This window comes from Pseudomonas sp. AB6 (assembly GCF_034314105.1).
Classification (GTDB): Bacteria; Pseudomonadota; Gammaproteobacteria; order Pseudomonadales; family Pseudomonadaceae; genus Aquipseudomonas.
On record NZ_JAVIWJ010000001.1, the window covers coordinates 2,698,288 to 2,716,525 of the forward strand.

At 53.0% G+C, this 18,238-nt stretch carries 12 protein-coding genes and 3 pseudogenes; 6 read left to right on the forward strand and 9 right to left on the reverse strand.

Translation table 11 applies throughout. From position 1 onward, the window contains the following. The first annotated feature begins 218 nt into the window (after nucleotides 1–218). Both RGW60_RS12755 and RGW60_RS12760 read left to right on the forward strand, forming a co-directional pair. Nucleotides 219–1,667 (forward strand): NCS1 family nucleobase:cation symporter-1, encoded by a 1,449-nt coding sequence (locus RGW60_RS12755; RefSeq protein WP_322204942.1) that lies wholly within the window; start codon nucleotides 219–221, stop codon nucleotides 1,665–1,667. Nucleotides 1,668–1,823: 156 nt separating this feature from the next. Continuing rightward, nucleotides 1,824–2,393 carry a TetR/AcrR family transcriptional regulator gene (locus RGW60_RS12760; RefSeq protein WP_322204943.1) on the forward strand — a complete coding sequence of 190 codons (570 nt, stop codon included), beginning with the start codon at nucleotides 1,824–1,826 and terminating at the stop codon, nucleotides 2,391–2,393. Nucleotides 2,394–2,466: 73 nt separating this feature from the next. Here RGW60_RS12760 and fabF read toward each other — a convergent pair whose 3' ends face one another. From fabF to RGW60_RS12775, 3 genes are all read right to left on the reverse strand, one after another. Beyond that, complete coding sequence (fabF, locus tag RGW60_RS12765) at nucleotides 2,467–3,741, reverse strand: beta-ketoacyl-ACP synthase II (RefSeq protein WP_322204944.1); 1,275 nt, start codon at nucleotides 3,739–3,741, stop codon at nucleotides 2,467–2,469. Nucleotides 3,742–3,766: 25 nt separating this feature from the next. Then, complete coding sequence (locus tag RGW60_RS12770) at nucleotides 3,767–4,564, reverse strand: SDR family oxidoreductase (protein ID WP_322204945.1); 798 nt, start codon at nucleotides 4,562–4,564, stop codon at nucleotides 3,767–3,769. Nucleotides 4,565–4,786: 222 nt separating this feature from the next. Beyond that, nucleotides 4,787–5,125 (reverse strand): helix-hairpin-helix domain-containing protein, encoded by a 339-nt coding sequence (locus tag RGW60_RS12775; protein WP_322204946.1) that lies wholly within the window; start codon nucleotides 5,123–5,125, stop codon nucleotides 4,787–4,789. Between the two features lie 259 nt (nucleotides 5,126–5,384). Here RGW60_RS12775 and RGW60_RS12780 point away from each other — a divergent pair, with 259 nt between their 5' ends. Together RGW60_RS12780 and RGW60_RS12785 are read left to right on the forward strand one after the other, a co-directional pair. Next, nucleotides 5,385–5,543 (forward strand): hypothetical protein, encoded by a 159-nt coding sequence (locus tag RGW60_RS12780; protein WP_322204947.1) that lies wholly within the window; start codon nucleotides 5,385–5,387, stop codon nucleotides 5,541–5,543. Between the two features lie 217 nt (nucleotides 5,544–5,760). Beyond that, nucleotides 5,761–6,744 carry a GDP-mannose 4,6-dehydratase gene (locus RGW60_RS12785; protein ID WP_322204948.1) on the forward strand — a complete coding sequence of 328 codons (984 nt, stop codon included), beginning with the start codon at nucleotides 5,761–5,763 and terminating at the stop codon, nucleotides 6,742–6,744. A 13-nt stretch (nucleotides 6,745–6,757) separates the two neighbouring features. Here the strand turns inward: RGW60_RS12785 and RGW60_RS12790 are convergent. The 5 genes and pseudogenes from RGW60_RS12790 to tnpB all read right to left on the reverse strand — a co-directional run. Further along, nucleotides 6,758–7,180 (reverse strand): annotated as a pseudogene (locus tag RGW60_RS12790) (GDP-mannose 4,6-dehydratase); the annotation flags it as partial. Between the two features lie 113 nt (nucleotides 7,181–7,293). After that, on the reverse strand, nucleotides 7,294–8,580 hold the full coding sequence (gene ltrA, locus RGW60_RS12795) for a group II intron reverse transcriptase/maturase (RefSeq protein WP_369124896.1): 1,287 nt from the start codon (nucleotides 8,578–8,580) through the stop codon (nucleotides 7,294–7,296). Nucleotides 8,581–9,190: 610 nt separating this feature from the next. Then, complete coding sequence (gene tnpC / locus RGW60_RS12800) at nucleotides 9,191–10,693, reverse strand: IS66 family transposase (RefSeq protein WP_322204949.1); 1,503 nt, start codon at nucleotides 10,691–10,693, stop codon at nucleotides 9,191–9,193. Between the two features lie 113 nt (nucleotides 10,694–10,806). Then, nucleotides 10,807–12,550: pseudogene (gene ltrA / locus RGW60_RS12805) on the reverse strand (group II intron reverse transcriptase/maturase). Between the two features lie 757 nt (nucleotides 12,551–13,307). Next, entirely contained in the window at nucleotides 13,308–13,667 is a 360-nt protein-coding gene (gene tnpB / locus RGW60_RS12810) for an IS66 family insertion sequence element accessory protein TnpB (RefSeq protein ID WP_322204950.1), read from the reverse strand. Between the two features lie 179 nt (nucleotides 13,668–13,846). Between tnpB and RGW60_RS12815 the strand changes: the two genes are divergently transcribed. Further along, the gene (locus tag RGW60_RS12815) at nucleotides 13,847–15,385 is read left to right on the forward strand and encodes an IS3 family transposase (protein ID WP_017849241.1); all 1,539 of its coding nucleotides are present in this window, start codon (nucleotides 13,847–13,849) and stop codon (nucleotides 15,383–15,385) included. A 57-nt stretch (nucleotides 15,386–15,442) separates the two neighbouring features. Continuing rightward, a pseudogene (gene tnpC / locus RGW60_RS23820) lies at nucleotides 15,443–16,000 on the forward strand (IS66 family transposase); the annotation flags it as partial. A 165-nt stretch (nucleotides 16,001–16,165) separates the two neighbouring features. Here the strand turns inward: tnpC (RGW60_RS23820) and RGW60_RS12820 are convergent. Continuing rightward, on the reverse strand, nucleotides 16,166–18,160 hold the full coding sequence (locus tag RGW60_RS12820; RefSeq protein ID WP_322206907.1) for a nucleoside-diphosphate sugar epimerase/dehydratase: 1,995 nt from the start codon (nucleotides 18,158–18,160) through the stop codon (nucleotides 16,166–16,168). Nucleotides 18,161–18,238 lie beyond the last annotated feature (78 nt).

The window sequence follows — 18,238 nt, forward strand, 5'->3', positions numbered from 1 at the left end:
CATCTGCGCGGGCGCACCGCGATTGGGCATGGCGCTCACATTCGGATATCTCGCAAAAAAAAACTCCAGTTACCTCCTTGCTGCAGCCCACTGCATGAAAGGCTCAAAAGCTCTTGATCAATGCATTTGGCACATATTGTGCGTACATAATCGTATACAACAATGCCAAGTCTCGTACGCGATGTCAGTGCAGGCAGGCCTACAAGGAGCAACGTGTCATGAGCGAGCAACGTCCGATGGGTTACAGCCCACGCCTCTATAACAAAGATCTCGGTCCAATGCCGCAAACGTGGAATTGGTACAACATATTCGCTTTCTGGATGAGCGATGTGCATAGCGTCGGCGGCTATGTGTTTGCGTCTAGCTTGTTTGCTTTAGGTTTGGCGAGTTGGGAAGTGTTGATCGCGTTGCTGGTGGGCATCTGCATCATTCAGGTCATCGCTAATTTGGTGGCTAAACCTAGCCAGCAAGCGGCAGTACCCTATCCTGTTATCTGCCGAATGGCGTTCGGCGTATTTGGTGCAAACATCCCGGCGGTGATTCGCGGCTTAATTGCTGTGGCTTGGTATGGGATCCAAACCTACCTCGCATCCAGCGCACTGATCATAGTGGTACTGCGATTCTTCCCGCAATTGGCGGCTTACCAGCAGGTGACGTTCGCAGGACTTTCTTACTTGGGATGGTTCGGTTTTCTGACGTTATGGGTTTTGCAGGCGGTAGTGTTCTGGACGGGCATGGATTCGATCCGACGCTTTATCGATTGGGCCGGCCCTGCGGTGTATGCGGTGATGTTATTGCTGGCTGCTTGGATTGTTTGGCGCGCCGGTTGGAGCAACATCAGTTTTGCCTTGGCTGAAAAGCAACTGTCGGGCTGGGAAGCTTTTGGCCAAACAGTGATGGCAACGGCCCTGGTGGTGTCTTACTTCTCAGGCCCGACGCTGAATTTCGGCGACTTCAGCCGTTATGCACGGAGCATGGCGGACGTACGTCGCGGCAACTTCTGGGGTTTGCCGGTTAACTTTTTGGCCTTCTCACTGGTCACTGTGGTGATTGTGTCCGGGACGTTGCCAATCTTTGGGGAAATGATCCACGACCCTATCGCGACCGTCGCCCGCATCGATAACACCACCGCCGTATTGTTAGGCGCCTTCGCCTTTGTCACCGCGACCATTGGCATCAACATCGTCGCCAACTTCGTCTCGCCGGCGTTCGATTTCGCCAACCTGGCACCGAGCAAAATCAGCTGGCGCCTGGGCGGCATGATCGCCGCCGTGCTCTCGGTATTTATCACGCCTTGGAATCTGTTCAATAACCCTGCAGTGATCCACTACACCCTAGACGTGCTGGCTGCCTGCATCGGCCCCTTGTTTGGCATCTTGTTAGTGGACTATTACTTGGTGAAACGTCAGCAGATCGATGTCGACGCGTTGTTCGATGACACACCCGCTGGCCGTTATTGGTACAGAAACGGCTTCAACTGGACAGCTATCAAAGCGCTAGTGGCAGCGGGCCTCATCGGTCTGTGCTTCAGCTTCGTGCCGTGGTTCCAGCCAATCGCCAACTTTGCCTGGTTCACCGGCTGCATACTCGGCGGTGGGTTTTATTACCTACTGGAACAGCGCTCGCCAGCGGTGTTTGCAGCGACGGGTAGCAGAGAGGCAGCGTAGATCGCTGCGCGTCCTTAAGTTCTGTTGACTATCGGGCAACACTCATTTGATCTGACCGACGGCAGGTCGAACCGCAAATGAGTGCTGCCGGGGTATGTGGATCCATGACAAAATTATAGTCAGCATTTTATAGAGCCACGCTCGGGAGCTCCGGCAATGCGTTATTCGGAAGACCATAAAGCTCAAACCCACCAACGAATTATCAACGAGGCGTCAGCGCGCTTTCGCCGCGATGGCATTGGCGCTACCGGTCTACAACCGCTGATGAAGTCCCTGGGGCTGACCCACGGCGGTTTTTATGCACACTTCAAATCCAAAGATGAGCTGGTAGAAAAATCGTTACGTCAGGCAGCCGACAGCCTGTCCGCTCATTGCAATGCATTGTTCGAAAAAGCCGACAACCCGCTGGCGGCTTTTGTTGATCATTACCTGTCAGCGGCACATCGCGCATCTCCCGCAGAAGGTTGCCCGCTACCAACCATGTCGGCTGAGCTAGGCCAGCGCGGTCAAGCCAGCATGATCACCGACGAGGTGATCAGAAACCGCTTGAAATCCATCCAGCGTGGTCTATCCGTCGCTCACACGAATGCGCCAGAACTGAGCACCGTCATGTTATCGGCACTTGTAGGTGCACTGGTGCTGTCGCGCAGCGCACTGGACCCCGAGTTGTCCGACCGGATTCTTGAAGACACTCGTGAGTGGTTGAAGCAGCAGACGAAAAGCTAGAACAATAGGAATGACGCGGCGCGTCTGACGCACAGCTTCCCGAATAGCTTCGGGAAGCTATATCTGCCGCCAATCAATCCTGATAGCGCTTGAACAACACGCTGGCATTGACCCCGCCAAAACCGAACCCGTTAGATAAAGCGTATTCGATCTTCATCGGCCGAGCAGTACCATGGACGATATCCAGTCCCTGCGCCGCTTCGTCGGGGTTTTCAAAGTTAAGAGTGGCAGGCGCGATTTGGTCTCTAATCGCCAGCACCGTGAAGATTGCTTCAATTCCGCCGGCCGCTCCGAGCAAGTGCCCGGTGGCTGATTTGGTCGAACTCACTGCGATTGATTTTTGATCTCCAAACAGCGACTTGATCGCCGCCATCTCGCCTTTATCACCCACGGGCGTGGACGTAGCGTGCGCATTGAGGTGCTGGATCTGGAACGGCTGAATGCCAGCCTGACTTAGGGCTGCTTGCATGGAACGTCGCGCCCCGCTGCCGTCTTCCGGACCCGCAGTGAGGTGATAAGCGTCGGCGCTGGTGCCGTAACCTACCAATTCAACAATAGGTTTTGCCCCGCGTGCCAACGCGTGTTCAAGTGATTCAATCACCAAAATACCCGCGCCCTCCCCCATGACAAATCCATCACGATCACGGTCAAACGGACGCGAAGCCTTTTGCGGTGTGTCATTGAATGCACTGGACAAGGCCCTGGCCGCTGCGAAGCCGCCAAGACTGACTTTATCGATGGCAGCTTCGGCCCCTCCACAGATAGCGATGTCCGCTTCGCCGCAACGAATCAACCGCGCGGCATCGCCAATCGCCTGCACCCCCACAGCGCAGGCAGTTACCGGGGCACCCAACGGACCTTTGAAGCCGTGTTGAATCGACACATGTCCCGCCGCCAGATTTACTAAAAACGACGGGATCGTAAACGGCGACAAACGCCGCGGACCGCGAGCGTCAGTAGTACGTACAGCATCGGCAATAGCACCAAACCCACCGATGCCCGATCCAATAATGGTCGCCGTTCGCTCTTGAGCGTCCGCGGTGTTGGCGACCCAACCGGCTTGAGCCACTGCTTCCTTGGCTGCAACCAGCGCGTACATGATAAAACGGTCCATCTTTTTCTGTTCTTTAGGCGCAACAGCGGTATCTGGATCGAACCCGGCCTCAACATCATCGGCCAATAGCGGAACAACTCCACCGACCTTGCCCGGCAAATCGCCTACAACGTCTTCAGACAACCGAATTAATCCAGATCGACCCGCCAATAAACGCTTCCACACAGCTTCCACGCCGGTGCCCAATGGCGAGACCAGGCCCATACCTGTAACAACAACCCGGCGTTTACTCATGTAATAAACCTCCACGTAAAAGATCTCAAGCCTTGAAACGAGACGCTGCGCTGCTTAAGGACATATTAGGTGTCAGCGCAGCTCGGGCGGTCATAAAGGCATCCCAATCGGCTGCGTTCGGCAACGACGGGATAGTCGCTAATTCACCCTGATCAAAACCGGCCAATGCGGCGTCGACCATTTCACCAACGTCCATCACCCACTCGGCTGGAAACTGGCTCAAATCCATACCGCTGCGATCAAAAATTTCGGTGCGTGTAGCGCCTGGCATGACCGCCTGCACGCGCACGCCCGATTCTTTGAGCTCAGCATTCAATGATTGTGTCAGGCTCAATACATAGGCCTTGGTCGCGGTATAGGTGGCGTTAAACATCTCCGGTGCAAGCGGCACAACCGATGCAATATTGATGATCGAACCACGCCCGGCTCTGGAAAAACCGTCCGCTGCGGCTGACGCCAAGTGGGTCAGCGCGACCACGTTGAGTTGGATCATTCGATCCAGACCACTCAGGTCGGACTCCGCCAGCGTTCCGACCGAGGCCACACCGGCATTGTTAAGCAACAGCGAAATCGACGTATCGGTGCGCAGGCGCTGTTCAACTTTTTGCAGATCAGCTCTGTCGATCAAGTCGGCTTTGAGCACTTCGACCGTTACACCGGTTTCCTCACGCAACCGGATGGCCATGGTCTCCAGGCGCTCCTGATCGCGAGCAACCAATAACAAATCGAAACCGCGCTTGGCCAAACGATCAGCATAAGTGAAGCCAATGCCGGAAGAGGCGCCTGTGATGAGGGCGGTGCCTTTAGGGTTGGAGGTGGTCATAGTGAAGACTCCTGCGGGAAATTAGACGATTTATATTACGATCATAATCAAGCCAGATAATATGATGGCCGCCATGAAGCGTGTCAAGAAGCCCGAGCTGAACGGATATTCGACATAGAAGCATAGACCGTCTGAGCAGCGTCACCAGTGCAGAGCAAATGCGTTATGACAGACAAAAAAATGGCCGGTCGCGATGACCAGCCATTGTGTGAACCTTGATATTTAATTGATGCCCAGCTGCTCACGGTTTTTGTCCAGAATCGCTTTACCGATGCCTTTCACCTCTAGCAGCTCATCGACTGAGGCGAACTCGCCGTTCGCTTCACGGTAAGCGACAATCGCGTTGGCCTTCGCACTGCCGATTCCACTGAGCTCCTTTTGTAGGGTTTCTGCATCTGCGGTGTTGAGATTGATTTTGGCGGAAGGCTCGGCCTGCGTGGCAACGGCATTGACCGACGTCGGCGGCATCGGCGCCGGTTGTGCAACCGGCGCCGCACTGACAGCCACTGAGGCGGTAGTGAAGAATGCAAACAGAATGGATGAGAGAAAAGCACTGCGCATAGGTGACGCTCCATACAGTTAAAGTGAGAAACAGCATTCCGAGGCTGCTTTTCAAAGGTAGTCGAGGGGAGCGGAACGTCAAAAGGGGATGGGTTACCAAATATTAAACAGCCTTGAAATAATTATTCGCTTAGCCGTTTTTGAATATATAACTTGAACTACTGAATTTTAAGGCTAAATTTACGCAGAGCATTACCGTGCGCGATGCCTTATATCTGCGCGAAATCGACCAGAGCGGTAGGGAATTTCTGGAGTCACTATGCTGAATTTTTTTCTGTGGTGGGGCATTATTTCAGTAATAGGAACATTTATTGCGTTAAGCCTGATCCAAAGTGGAAAACGTAATAGTCGTAAAGCGGATGCGGATGCGGATGCCCAGCGCGCCCATGCCGATGCTCAGACGGCACCGATTAAATAGCTGATGGCGATGGTTGTTCCATTCAGCTAGGCATTAGCTGTCATTCGACAATCATCCGTAACAGTATTAAACCTTCGGTATCTTTCTTTGCCTACTGACTCGTGAACTGAACGCCATCAACTCAAGTGGCAATCGATCTATTGGTTAACCGCACGCCAGAAAGAACAGATCATAATTGCCGCTGACCTGCGTAGTCTCGCTGATGGAGAAGATACCCATGCCTCGCTTGCTGTTGACCGGCGCTAACGGCTTCGTTGGTAAGTTTTTAATAGACCGAGCGCGAAGGGCCGGCCACCAGGTTATCGCCCTCACCGGTCACTCACCGCTTGCTGAGATCGCCGCCGATGAGCAGATCACCGCTGACATACGAGATCCCCAAGACCTCGCACGAGCCGTTGCCCAAGCTCAACCTACTCATATCGTACATTTGGCAGCGATTTCCCATGTGCCTACCAGCTTCCGCGAGCCGTTGCGGACTTGGCAGACCAATGTGATGGGCAGCATGAATTTGCTCGAAGCCATCCGATTGCATGTGCCCGACGCGTTCGTCCTATTCGCGAGTTCCTCGGAAGTCTACGGCGCGGCCTTCAAGTCGGGCCAGCCAGTTGACGAACAAACTCGCTGCGAACCACTAAATCCTTACGCGGCGAGTAAGTTGGCCGCAGAAAGCGCATTCCAAGAGTATTTTCGTCAAGGCATCAAAGGCGTAATCGCCCGCCCGTTCAATCACATTGGTGCGCAACAATCGCCAGACTTCGTCACTGCATCCTTTGCTCGACAGATCGCCTTGATCGAATCAGGCCAGCAAGTACCAGTGCTTAAGGTGGGTAATCTCGAAGCAAGCCGAGACTTTCTCGACGTTCAGGATGTCTGTAGCGCCTATCTCGCCGTATTGACGTTAGCCGGCAGCCGCGACTACCCACGCTGCATGAATATAGCCAGTGGACAGCCGCATAAAATTAGCGATGTGTTGGGTTTGTTGCTCTCTTTAAGCACTGCGAAAATCAGGGTTGAAGTTGATTCAGAAAAGCTGCGCCCATCGGACATTCAGATAGCTGCAGGCGACAACCAGCGTCTCAGAGAAGCTACTGGATGGAAACCCGTGATTGCGCTGGAGCAAACCCTGCACGACTTATTGGATTACTGGCGCTTACAGGTAAGTTCGACAACGAACCGTCAGCCCAGAATTAATGCCCGTTAACGCTTTCATTACATTAAAACAACTTGCCGCTTTTAACCCGCTCAATATCCCTTGCTACCATCAATTGACAAAGTGTTTCCAGGCTTGTCGTTGACTTCCAACCCAGAACATCACGGGCTTTCTTCGCTGAACCGACCAATAGTTCGACTTCAGTGGGGCGACGGAACTGAGGGTTAACCCGGACAATAGTCTTGCCGGTAGCGACGTCAATACCGTATTCATTTTCTTGAACACCCTTCCACTCCAAGGTGATATCCACCGCTTTGAACGCAATATTGACGAACTCCCGAACCGTTTCGCTGCGGTTAGTCGCCAACACAAACGAGTCTGCAACGTCAGCTTGAAGCATCCGCCACATGCCTTCGACATACTCCTTGGCAAAACCCCAGTCGCGCTTCGCGTCAAGATTGCCCAGCTCCAGACAGTCGAGCAAGCCTGAAGCTTAGCTTCTATCCCAGCTATATACGGGATAGCTTACCGGTACACATTAAGGTCGCGGTAGGGACGGCAGTTGCCTGCCGCCCCCCGCCCAGATCCGTACGTGCGGAACTACCGCATACGGCTCCTGCCTTGGGTACGTGACGCGAAGCGATCCTCAGGATAAGGATGTGCATTTCTGGGTTTTGGTATGTAGAGGTCGGCAAGGCGTCCGTAGCGTGACCATTGAAGCCGATGACGCTGGCTGCGACGTTTGAGGGCTTGCCGCCATAGACGGCAAACCGCCGAACGAAAACCACCAAGACGTATCAGGTTTCCCGGCACCGCGTGGTAATTGAAGTAGCCCCTGACCACCCGGGTAAGCCACTGACCCACGACTTGAACAGATTCGTGGCGTCGGCGTTTCAGCTCATCCCGAATTGCCAGCAGCGTCGCACGCATTCGCTTCTTGACCGTCAGTCGCAGTATTTGAAAACCACCGCTTCTGTTGGTACTGCAACAGTGCGTGAAGCCCAGGAAGTCAAAGGACTCCGGTTTACCTAACCCTCTCTTTCTGCGATTTCTCTCCGCAAAACGACCAAACTCAATCAGTCGTGTCTTCGAGGCATTGAGAGATAAACCGAAACGGGCCAAGCGTTCCTGCAACTGCACCAGAAACTGATGAGCCTGCCATTGCGTCCTGAAACCCACCACGCTGTCGTCCGCGTAGCGCACAACGATCACATCGCCACGGGCGTGGCGTTGGCGCCACTGCCTTGCCCACAGATCCAGCACGTAGTGAAGATAGATATTCGCCAACAACGGCGATATCACTGCGCCTTGGGGAGTCCCCTTGGTCGCAGCCACCCTACGGCCGTCGTCCATTACGCCTGCCTGAAGCCATTTGCAGATCAGTCCGAGCAGGCGCCGGTCTGCAACCCGGTGTCCCAGAAACATCAGCATCCATTCATGGTCGATCTCATCAAAGAACGACGTAATATCTGCATCCAATATCCAGTTCACCTTCTGGCCTTTCAGCGCGACCGTCAATGCATCCAGCGCATCGTGCTGGCTCCGCCCCGGCCGAAACCCATACGAGAATCCTAGAAAGTCCTCTTCATAGATCGCATTCAGAACGGTAACAACCGCCTGCTGAACGATCTTGTCCTCCAGAGAGGCAATGCCCAATGGGCGCAGTCTACCGTCGGCTTTGGGTATGAAAACCCGCCGCGACGGCGTTGCCCGATAGGCTCCAGTGTGGAGCCTTGCGTGCAAATTGGTCACACGCTGGAGAAGACCTTCCTCATATTCTCGCCACGACATGCCGTCCACGCCCACCGCAGCATCGCGGCGCAGTGCATAGAAGCTCTGCGCCAATAACTGCGGTGTGATGTGGTGCAGCAATGCCGTGAACTGCATGCCCTTTTCCCTTCGGGCTGCTTCACGTACACCTTCAAGTCCCATCGACGCGCAACTAATCCGACTCTGTGTTCGGGGCGCGGGGGACGTGTCGGTGTTTCCCTTGGCTACGTCCCTTTCCTCCACCATCTCCGCAGGGCTCGGCCCTTTGTTCGACGGCTTCTCAGGTACTACGGACGTATCCGACTTCTCAGCGACGTAGACAGCAGGGTTACGGCTTTTGGCCTTTCCTACTCCGCCCGGTGCTTGCGCACCGGGCATCGCTGAGATCTCCCAGTTTCTGTGCGAAGGACTTCCCGACGTGCACAGGGTCTCCGACCGCGCGGGATCAGAGCATGACTGGCGTATAACGCCATGCTCCGTGTTGCCTTCTGCTTCGCTTAACAGCATCGGCATCCCGGACTTGTGATTTCGCGGCTCAATGGCTGGCCCATCGGTTTCCCCTGTCAACGCTTCACCCTGCACCTCACGGTGCAACATGCATGACTCGGGGTCTGGTTGATTCGCCATTTCTTACCAGTATCGAACTTTCATCGACTATCCTCCGCCAGCTTTAACTGGCGCACTAACCGCTCCATAAACCCCACCTAACAAGGGTGGGCTGGATGGGTTACCGTGAAATCGCTGGTGTGCAATTCCATGGCAACAGCGCTTCGAAGTCTTCTACCGTCTGGGCCTGTGGCAACCGCTCAAGTGCGTGGCGCAGCCAGGCATAGGGTTCCTGGCCGTTGGCTTTAGCCGTTTCGACCAGACTGTACAGTTGAGCACTTGCCGTCGCGCCTTTGGGCGTGTCACTGAACAGCCAGTTCTTGCGACCAATCACAAAAGGCCTGATGGCACGCTCTGCTGGGTTATTGTCTATCGGCAAATATCCGGCTTCGGTATAGCGCACCAATTTATGCCAGTTGCTGGCCAGATAGCTGATCGCTTTCCCCAGCGCGTTTTGCGCGGTCACTTGGCGCTTTGTTTTCTCTAGCCATGCGTGTAGCTGCGTCAGCACAGGAAGACTTTGTTCCTGTCGGCTTTTGTAGCGAAGTTCATCGCCGACGTCTTTTAAGTCGCGCTCGATACCGTACAGCTTATTAATCCAGTTCAGTGCCATATCGGCACGACCCGTCTTACCCTTCGGTTGTACTTTTTGTGCTTCCACGAACTTACGCCGGGCATGGGCCCAGCACCCAAGTCGTTCAACTCCAGCTCGCGCACCTAATGCGTTGTAACCGGCATAATCATCGGTCATCAAATAACCCTGATAGCCTTCAAGCAGGCGCGACGGCACCTCTTGCGCACGGCTGGTCGAGTAGTCAAACAGGATGACAGGCTTGTCCGGCGGTCCTCCTGTTTGTACCCACATCCAAGATTGACTGGTCGGCTCCCGACCAGGCTCTTTCATCACCTGTACCCGCGTTTCATCGCAATGAATGACGCGGCTTTCCAACAGCCGGTCGCGCATCAAATTGAGCAGCGGTTGCAGATGTGTGCCGCATTGGATGACCCAGCGGGCCAAAGTCTGACGTGGGATATCAATACCGTGACGACCCAGAACTTTCTCGAAACGATGAAGTGGCAGACCATCAACATACTTAGTGGTCAGCAACATCGCGAGGATACTTGGACTGGCCATACTTTTTTCAATCAGCTGCGCCGGCTTATCAGCCGTCACTGGCGCCGCTTCGCACCCTCGGCAGCCGTACACTTTACGGATGTGTTTGATCACGCGGATTTGCATCGGCACGATCTCCAGCTGCTCGCTGGTCTCTTCACCGATGGCGTGCTTGCGGCAACCGCAAGCACAGGTCAGTTCGTGCTCAGGAAGCTCGTGAATAACTTCGATACGTGGCAGATCAGCGGGAAGAGCCTTGCGCTTTCCACGGCGCTTGATCGGCGCTACGACTTCTTCCTCTGATTCTTCTGCCGCAGGTTCGGCAGCACTTTCAGCCTCATTAAAAAGCGCCAATTGTGGTGTCAGGGCATCAACCGTTTGTTCTGATTTACGTCCGAACAGGCGCTGGCGAAGCAGCGCATTTTCTTCTTCAAGATGAACGACCTTAGACTGCAGCTGAGCAAGCAATTGCTTGAGCACAGTCGGGTCTTCTGGAAGGCTGTTGGGCATGGTAATGTCGGGTAGCCCCAGATCATTACTGATCCGGGGCCCCCTTAGAACCGTACGTGCGAGTTTCCCCGCATACGGCTCAAGCTTACGAAAGCCAGTCTATTACTGGCCGGTCACGCGGAAGGTGGTTTTTGCAAACCGCTATGCTTAAGTGGCTCCTTGAATCCCTGCTTGTGGCACTGTAAGTGGCAGTCGGGATGGAGCAGTACACGGTTATTTAGTTTATCCGGGCCGCCATCCACCCGCCTGACAACGTGGTGATCGTGCCAGCCGGTATCCTTGCTGATGGCATGCCCGCATAAAGCACATTTACCCTGTTGCCGCCTGAAAAGACTCAGTACCTGCCGCCGATACCGGAGCTTATGTAGCATCCGTTGAACCCTTAATGCTTCCCACTTGAACTCCTGTTCTGCATCGTACGGCTGATACGCACCCGGCAAGCGCTTGTGACGAACGATTACGGTATCCGCCAGCATGTATAGCTGGCGAAACTTTACTGTCCCGTCGATCCCCTTTACTGGGTATACAAATGCCCGGTGAATTCCGGAACAGTAATATCGTCGTTTAAGCCAACCAACAGACTTCCTCGGATGCCGACGCTTTGCCCACCTCAAGATCCGCCAGAAGATAAGGTCCAGCTTGTTAAAGGTGGCTTTCGCCACAACCGGGGAGTGATATTGCGCCCACCCTCGCAGCACTGGGTTCAGTCGCCCCATCAGTGCGCCCTGAGTAAGGGTTCCGCTGTTTTTTATAATATCTCGCACTTTCCGATAGAACGTTGAAACATTCTTCTTCGCAGGCTTGATAAACAGCTTTGCCTTTCTGTGCGGCGACTTCGGGACGTACTTCCTAAAATTCCACCCAAGAAAATCAAAGCCTTGATGGATGTGTGCGATGCGCGTTTTTTCTTGCGATAATGCAACCCCTCGTACAGACAGAAATTGCTCTATCCAAGGCTTGATTTCGTTTTCAAGCAACTCTTTCGAGTTTGCCAAAACCACAAAGTCATCTGCATAGCGCACAACCTGAACCTTGGTTTTCTTCGCTTCTATGGTGCCAAAGCGTTTTTTCAAGTGATCTTTCAGCAAAAGCTCCAAACCATTCAAGGTGGCGTTTGCCAGACAGGGAGAGATGATACCGCCCTGTGGCGTGCCTGCCTCCGTAGCAACAAATTGCCCCCGGTCAACAACCCCGGTTTTCAGCCATTTGCGCAGTATCGTCTTATCCATTGGGATATTTTGACAAAGCCAATCATGGCTGATGTTATCGAAAAAACCTTTGATGTCCCCTTCCAGAATCCAGACAGGGGCTACTTGGGCGGCCAGCAAATGAAACAGCTCTACCATTGCGTCGGCCGTCGAGCGATCCGGTCGGAAGCCGTAGCTTCGGGGGTCGCTCTGGCTCTCTACAACAGGTTCAATTGCCAGCAGATGAAGCGCTTGCATGGCCCGATCCAACATCGTGGGAATTCCGAGTGGGCGTTTCTCCTGTTTACCAGGTTTCGGTATCCATACCCGCCTCAACGGTTTAGAACAGTAACCCCGCTTGATCGATAGACACATCACCCCTCGAAGTTTGGCTTGGGGCGTCTCCCACGTTTCGCCATCGCCCCCCCGGCGTCCTGCGACCCCGGTCCTCCGTGACTCGCCGCACAGCTAAGCATCGCCCATGAAACGAGTGAGTCAGCATGCGTTGCAGGCGCTTCACCTTTCGCCAGTCGGCCTTCCTTGTTGCCTGCGCAATTTTCAACTGTGTTTTCCGAACGGAGGTTTGAATTCTGGCCCAATCAAGACCGTACCAATTCATGGCCCCATCCAAGGACGCAGACGTAACCGAAGTCGGTGGTTGCGTATTCATACAGTCCTGCTCGAAGTTAGAAACTGTTTGCACAGGATCTCTTAGCGTGTACCCGTGCCAACTTCATAGTTCGACGGAATCAACAGTTGTATTTGCGCTCGTAAACCAGATGCACGTCAGCCAGGGTTTCCCCTGCCGGTAATGTTGAAACCGGTATGCCATCCGTTACAGACGGTCCTTTGCTTTTTGCATCCTCCTATTCCCCACACTCATCAACGTCCCTTGCGGAAAGTCTGCCGCCGATGTGGCTGGTAAGGCGAGTGGTCGGGATTGCCACGTTCCCTGAATCGCATCAATTCCCCGTTTAGGCTTCGTCTATCCCCCGGCAGCGCTTCTAGTACCGCATCCCATTACATGACAGGAATGGCTGGCTACAATGCCATTTTGGCTGGGGCCGATAATTGCCGTAGGCCCGTCAATCCTTACGAGGGTTCTGTCGACGATTCACATATGTTAGCCATGCGGGTTGGGTCACTAGTCCCCGTACTACCGTGCAATTCGGTTGTGCTGCGCATCCCGTTACCGGGTTGCACTCTCTTGCGGGAGGGACATTGTTGATCGGGCTTCACACCCCAAGATTGGCTCCTGACGCATGCCGATCTAGTGAACTGACGGATACACGTCAGGCTCGTTACTCCAGAAAGCGGAGTTGAGCAATGAGATCCAGAGCTTACGACTCGTGTTTGACTGCTAACCTATTGAAGTTAAACAGTTGAACACGCGATCTCGTGTCGCACCATGCCGTGGATTATACCAACTAAGCGACATATCGCGGCGTCAAAACTTGATGGGGGCGGTTGCGCCAGAGGTCAAAACCATCCAGTAACCAGTTCAATTCCTGGACGGTCAACACAATGGCTTCGTCCGTGATATCGGGCGACGTTTTGAAGCGTTCTGACTCCAGCCGCTTGAGCCAAAGGCAAAAGCCGTTGCGCTCCCAATACAATATCTTTACCCGATTACGGGATTTATTAAGGAACACGAAAAGTACGGGATCGAATACCGCGACTTTGATATCCAGTTCGACTAGAGCCGACAGGCCATCGATGGATTTTCGGAAGTCTACAGGTTTGGGGTACAGGTACACTTTTTCTACTTTGGCGTCGGGACGCATCATGATTGGCTGGCTCCAAAAAATCGGGAGTGCAGCATCGCGCCTCAACGGCGCGCTTTGAAGGTGGGGCAGTTACAACATTTCCATGCTGATCACCCTATGTTCTCCTGCTCAAAAAGTGAGCAGAAGCAGTTGAACACCTGGGGATGCGGCGGAAATCTTGGACTACCTGGAGGTAGTTCATGTATTCATACGAAGACCGTATCCGAGCGGTCAAGCTCTACATCAAACTGGGCAAGCGAACCGGGGCAACTATTCGTCAGTTGGGCTACCCGACGAAGAACTCTTTGAAGAGCTGGCACGCAGAGTATGAGCGATGCCTCGACCTGCCGCGTGGCTACGAGAACTCGAAGTCGAAGTACTCACTGGCCCAAAGGGAAAAGGCTGTCGGGCACTATCTCGAATACGGTCGCAACATCGCCGCTACCATCAAGGCGTTGGGCTACCCCGCGCGGGATTCGTTGCGTGCCTGGATTTACGAAATGCACCCCGAGTTGCATACGCGTGTTGTCGGTCGATCAGACGGGTTAGCCCGGCCGCCAGCGGTGAAGCAGGCAGCGGTCATCGCGCTGTGCACGCGAAAAGAAAGTGCGAAAGCCCTGGCTCAAAAGCTGGGCGTGTGCAGGCCGACCTTGTACAACTGGAAAAACCAGCTACTCGGCCCAGAGGTATCCCCATCAATGAAGTGTCGACTTGAACCCTCATCGTCACCGGAACGAGAGGAGTTGCAGCGGCAACTCGAATCTCTCCAGCTCGATGTTCGCCGTTTGCAGCTTGAACATGACCTGTTGATGAGGGCGAATGAACTCATAAAAAAAGAGACGGGCATCAACCGGCAAGTCCTGACCAATCGGGAGAAGACATTGCTGGCTGATGCCCTTAGGCAGAGGTACTCCTTGCTAGAGCTGCTTGACGCGTTGGGCTTGGCCCGAAGTTCCTATTTCTATCATCGAGCACGAATGCAGGTCGCGGAAAAGTACACCGAAGTGCGTCGTGCCATGGCGGACATATTCGAGCGCAATCATCGTTGCTATGGCTACCGTCGGATGCGAGCTTCGTTGAGCAGGCAGCGTGTGCGCCTTTCAGAGAAGGTGGTGCAGCGCTTGATGAAGCAGGAGTGCCTAGTCGTCGCTAAGCCGAAACGGCGTCGATACGGTTCCTACCTCGGGGAGATCAGTCCGGCGCCGGAAAACCTCCTCAACCGCGACTTCACGGCCCTAGCTCCGAATGAGAAATGGCTGACCGACATCTCGGAGTTCCAGATCCCGGCAGGCAAGGTGTACCTGTCCCCCATGATCGACTGCTTCGATGGGAAGGTAATCAGTTGGTCGATCGGCACGCGTCCCGACGCCGAGCTTGTGAACACGATGCTGGATGCCGCTATCGAAACGGTGGCCAGCAACGATAAACGGCCTGTTGTTCACTCCGATCGTGGCGCTCACTACCGCTGGCCCGGCTGGTTATCGCGCATCGCTGATGCGAAGCTGATTCGTTCGATGTCGCGCAAAGGCTGCTCACCAGACAACGCGGCTTGTGAAGGTTTCTTCGGCCGACTGAAAACGGAACTGTTCTATCCTCGCAACTGGCAGTCAACGAGCATCGAGCAGTTCATTCAGGCCTTGGATTCATACATTCGCTGGTACAACGAAAAACGTATAAAGATTTCCCTCGGCGCGCTCAGTCCCATTGAGTATCGTGAAAGCCTGGGCTTCGCGGCATAACCAGTCCAAGTTTTTGTCCGCATCCCCACTGGGTCAGTTTTCGGTCAGCGACAACACCATGCACGACGCAAGTTTGTCGAAGCCCAAAAAGTGCAGCCCAAGGGCAAGACCGGACGTGCCGATATGGCGCTGGCGATGATTAATAAGCTGTACAGAATCGAGCGCGACCTAAAAGACGTCAGCGATGATCTGCGATTTAGCGGCCGCCAGGAAAAGAGTCTCCCGATACCGGTGCAGTTGAAAAGCTGGCTGGATAAAACACAACCCCATATCACGCCGCAGAGCGTGTTGGGTCGTGCGGTTAATTATCTGGCCAGCAACTGGAGCCGGTTGGAACGTTACATAGAGGCAGGCTTTTTACCTATCGATAACAACGCGGCTGAAAGAGCCATAAAGCCGTTTGTTATTGGCCGAAAAAATTGGATGTTCAGCGACACACCTAACGGGGCAAACGCGAGTGCTCAGATCTACAGTCTGGTCGAAACCGCCAAGGCTAACGGCCAGGAACCCTATACGTGGCTGCGCCACGTACTTGAACGCTTGCCACAGGCAGCTTCGGTAGAAGACTACGAAGCACTGCTGCCGTGGAACTGCGCACCCAAATTGCCAGGGTAAACGAGCCGGCAATCTTGCGGTATGTGGGGTTCATGGATCGCATATCATTGATTGCCTTCCGCGATGGAGTTCGTCACTAAATTGCCATCCAGGCTGTAAACACCATGCAATTCTCCCTCAACAAATGAAGTATGTCATTGCCAGGCGTAAAATCAATATCTGGAATTAAAGCTCTGATTGACACTGCTGATATTTCCAGTCAACGATTTCACCATCAGGAGTGTAACCACTTACCGTTTCTCTTAACAACTGACGGACCCTAGTATAATCGTCGTTCTCCACGGACTCTAAAAGTTGGGAAAGTTTTTCTTTAAGCAGATCCCATGTTAAGTAGTCTTCATTTGAACTCATGATCATCGGGTGGCTTGTAGGGAAAACTTTGTCACCAATCAGCAGTTCTTCATATAACTTCTCGCCAGGGCGCAAACCACTGAACTCTATGGCAATATCACCATGAGGATTCTTTTCAGATCGAATACTAAGGCCAGACAAGTGAATCATTTTTTCAGCCAGCTCAACTATCCTAACCGGCTCACCCATATCTAAAACAAACACATCGCCACCTTTCCCCATTGACCCAGCCTGAATCACTAACTGTGCGGCCTCAGGAATAGTCATAAAGTAGCGAGTAATTTTGGGATGAGTAACCGTAATAGGTCCACCACATTTAATTTGTTTATCAAATAGTGGAATCACTGATCCCGATGACCCCAAAACATTACCGAACCGAACCATGGTGTAACGAGTTTTGTTGACTCTCGATATGTTGGATTTATCGCCAAACATTATTGGTGCAAGCTCGCGACTCAAAGCCTGCAAAGTAAGTTCCGCTAAGCGCTTGGTACTTCCCATAACACTTGTCGGCCGAACAGCCTTATCTGTGGAAATTAAAACATAATTAGAAACCCCTGCCTGCAGTGCAGCCTGAGCGGTGTTTAACGTTCCAATGACGTTATTCAGAATACCTTCAGCAATATTGTGCTCCACCATAGGTACATGCTTATAAGCCGCCGCATGATAAACAGTAGTGACATTCCACGTCTTCAACACATCTAAAATCTTAGCCGGATTACGCACCGAACCAAGTATTGGCAAAAGTTTTACTGACAAGGATTCACGGGCAGCATATTGCTCAAGCTCTGAAAGAATGCTGTAGAGATTAAATTCACTATGATCGAATAATAAAAGCAACGTCGGTGACAACGCCAAAATTTGCCGACATAATTCAGACCCTATGGAACCACCCGCCCCGGTGACTAGTACCGACTGCCCTTTTATACACTGCTCCAAAAGGTTATTTTGGGCCGGCACGGCATCGCGCCCTAAAAGATCCGCGATATCGACCTCCTGAATGTCATCGACCCTAACCCTGCCGCTGGCTAGATCCATAAAACCAGGCACACTTCGAACATGTAGTGGAAAGCCTTCCAAATATCCTAAAATCTCTCGGCGCCGGCCCCGACTAGATGAAGGTACAGCCAAGAGGATTTCCTGCGCGCCTGTCACTTCAATCATTCTTTTAATATGTCGAGGTTTATATACCTTTAAACCTGAAATAATATGATTTGAAATACTTTCGTCATCATCTATAAAAGCAACGGGTCGCATTAGTCGCCCCATGCGTAGAGCAGCTACAAGTTGATTGCCCGCTGCACCCGCTCCATAAACAGCAATTTTCAGAAGACCATCGCTCTTGGCTGCAAAGGGTACATGCTGAGAAGCAGTAAACCAATCTCCGAGGAAATATTGGCGCATTGCCAAGCGCACCCCTCCGATCATGACCATACTTAACCACCAATAGTTAAATATGATTGAACGCGGAACAACGGGTTTGTGATCACTGTACAAATATACAACGATCCCGAGAATCAAGGATGAAAGGCTAACAGCTTTGATAATAGTGATTAATGCATCGTTTCCAAAATAACGCATAACAGCGCGATACATACCGAACTTCACAAAAAGAGGTATCGAAACTAATGGCGCACTAACAAATAACCAGCGATGATCTGTGAGGGGATTCACCAAATCATCAACCCCTAGCCGAACTAAGAATGCTAGCCACAACGCAAACCACACTAAAACAATGTCTGTCGAGACCTGAATTAACCTTTTCTTGCGTCGCGTCAAGCTCAACAGTGACGCCCGTATGCTATCCATAATACCATCGTTCACTTCGGACGCTCCTAAACTGATTCTTCCATTTTACGGGCCTGAGGATATCTGACGCAATAAATT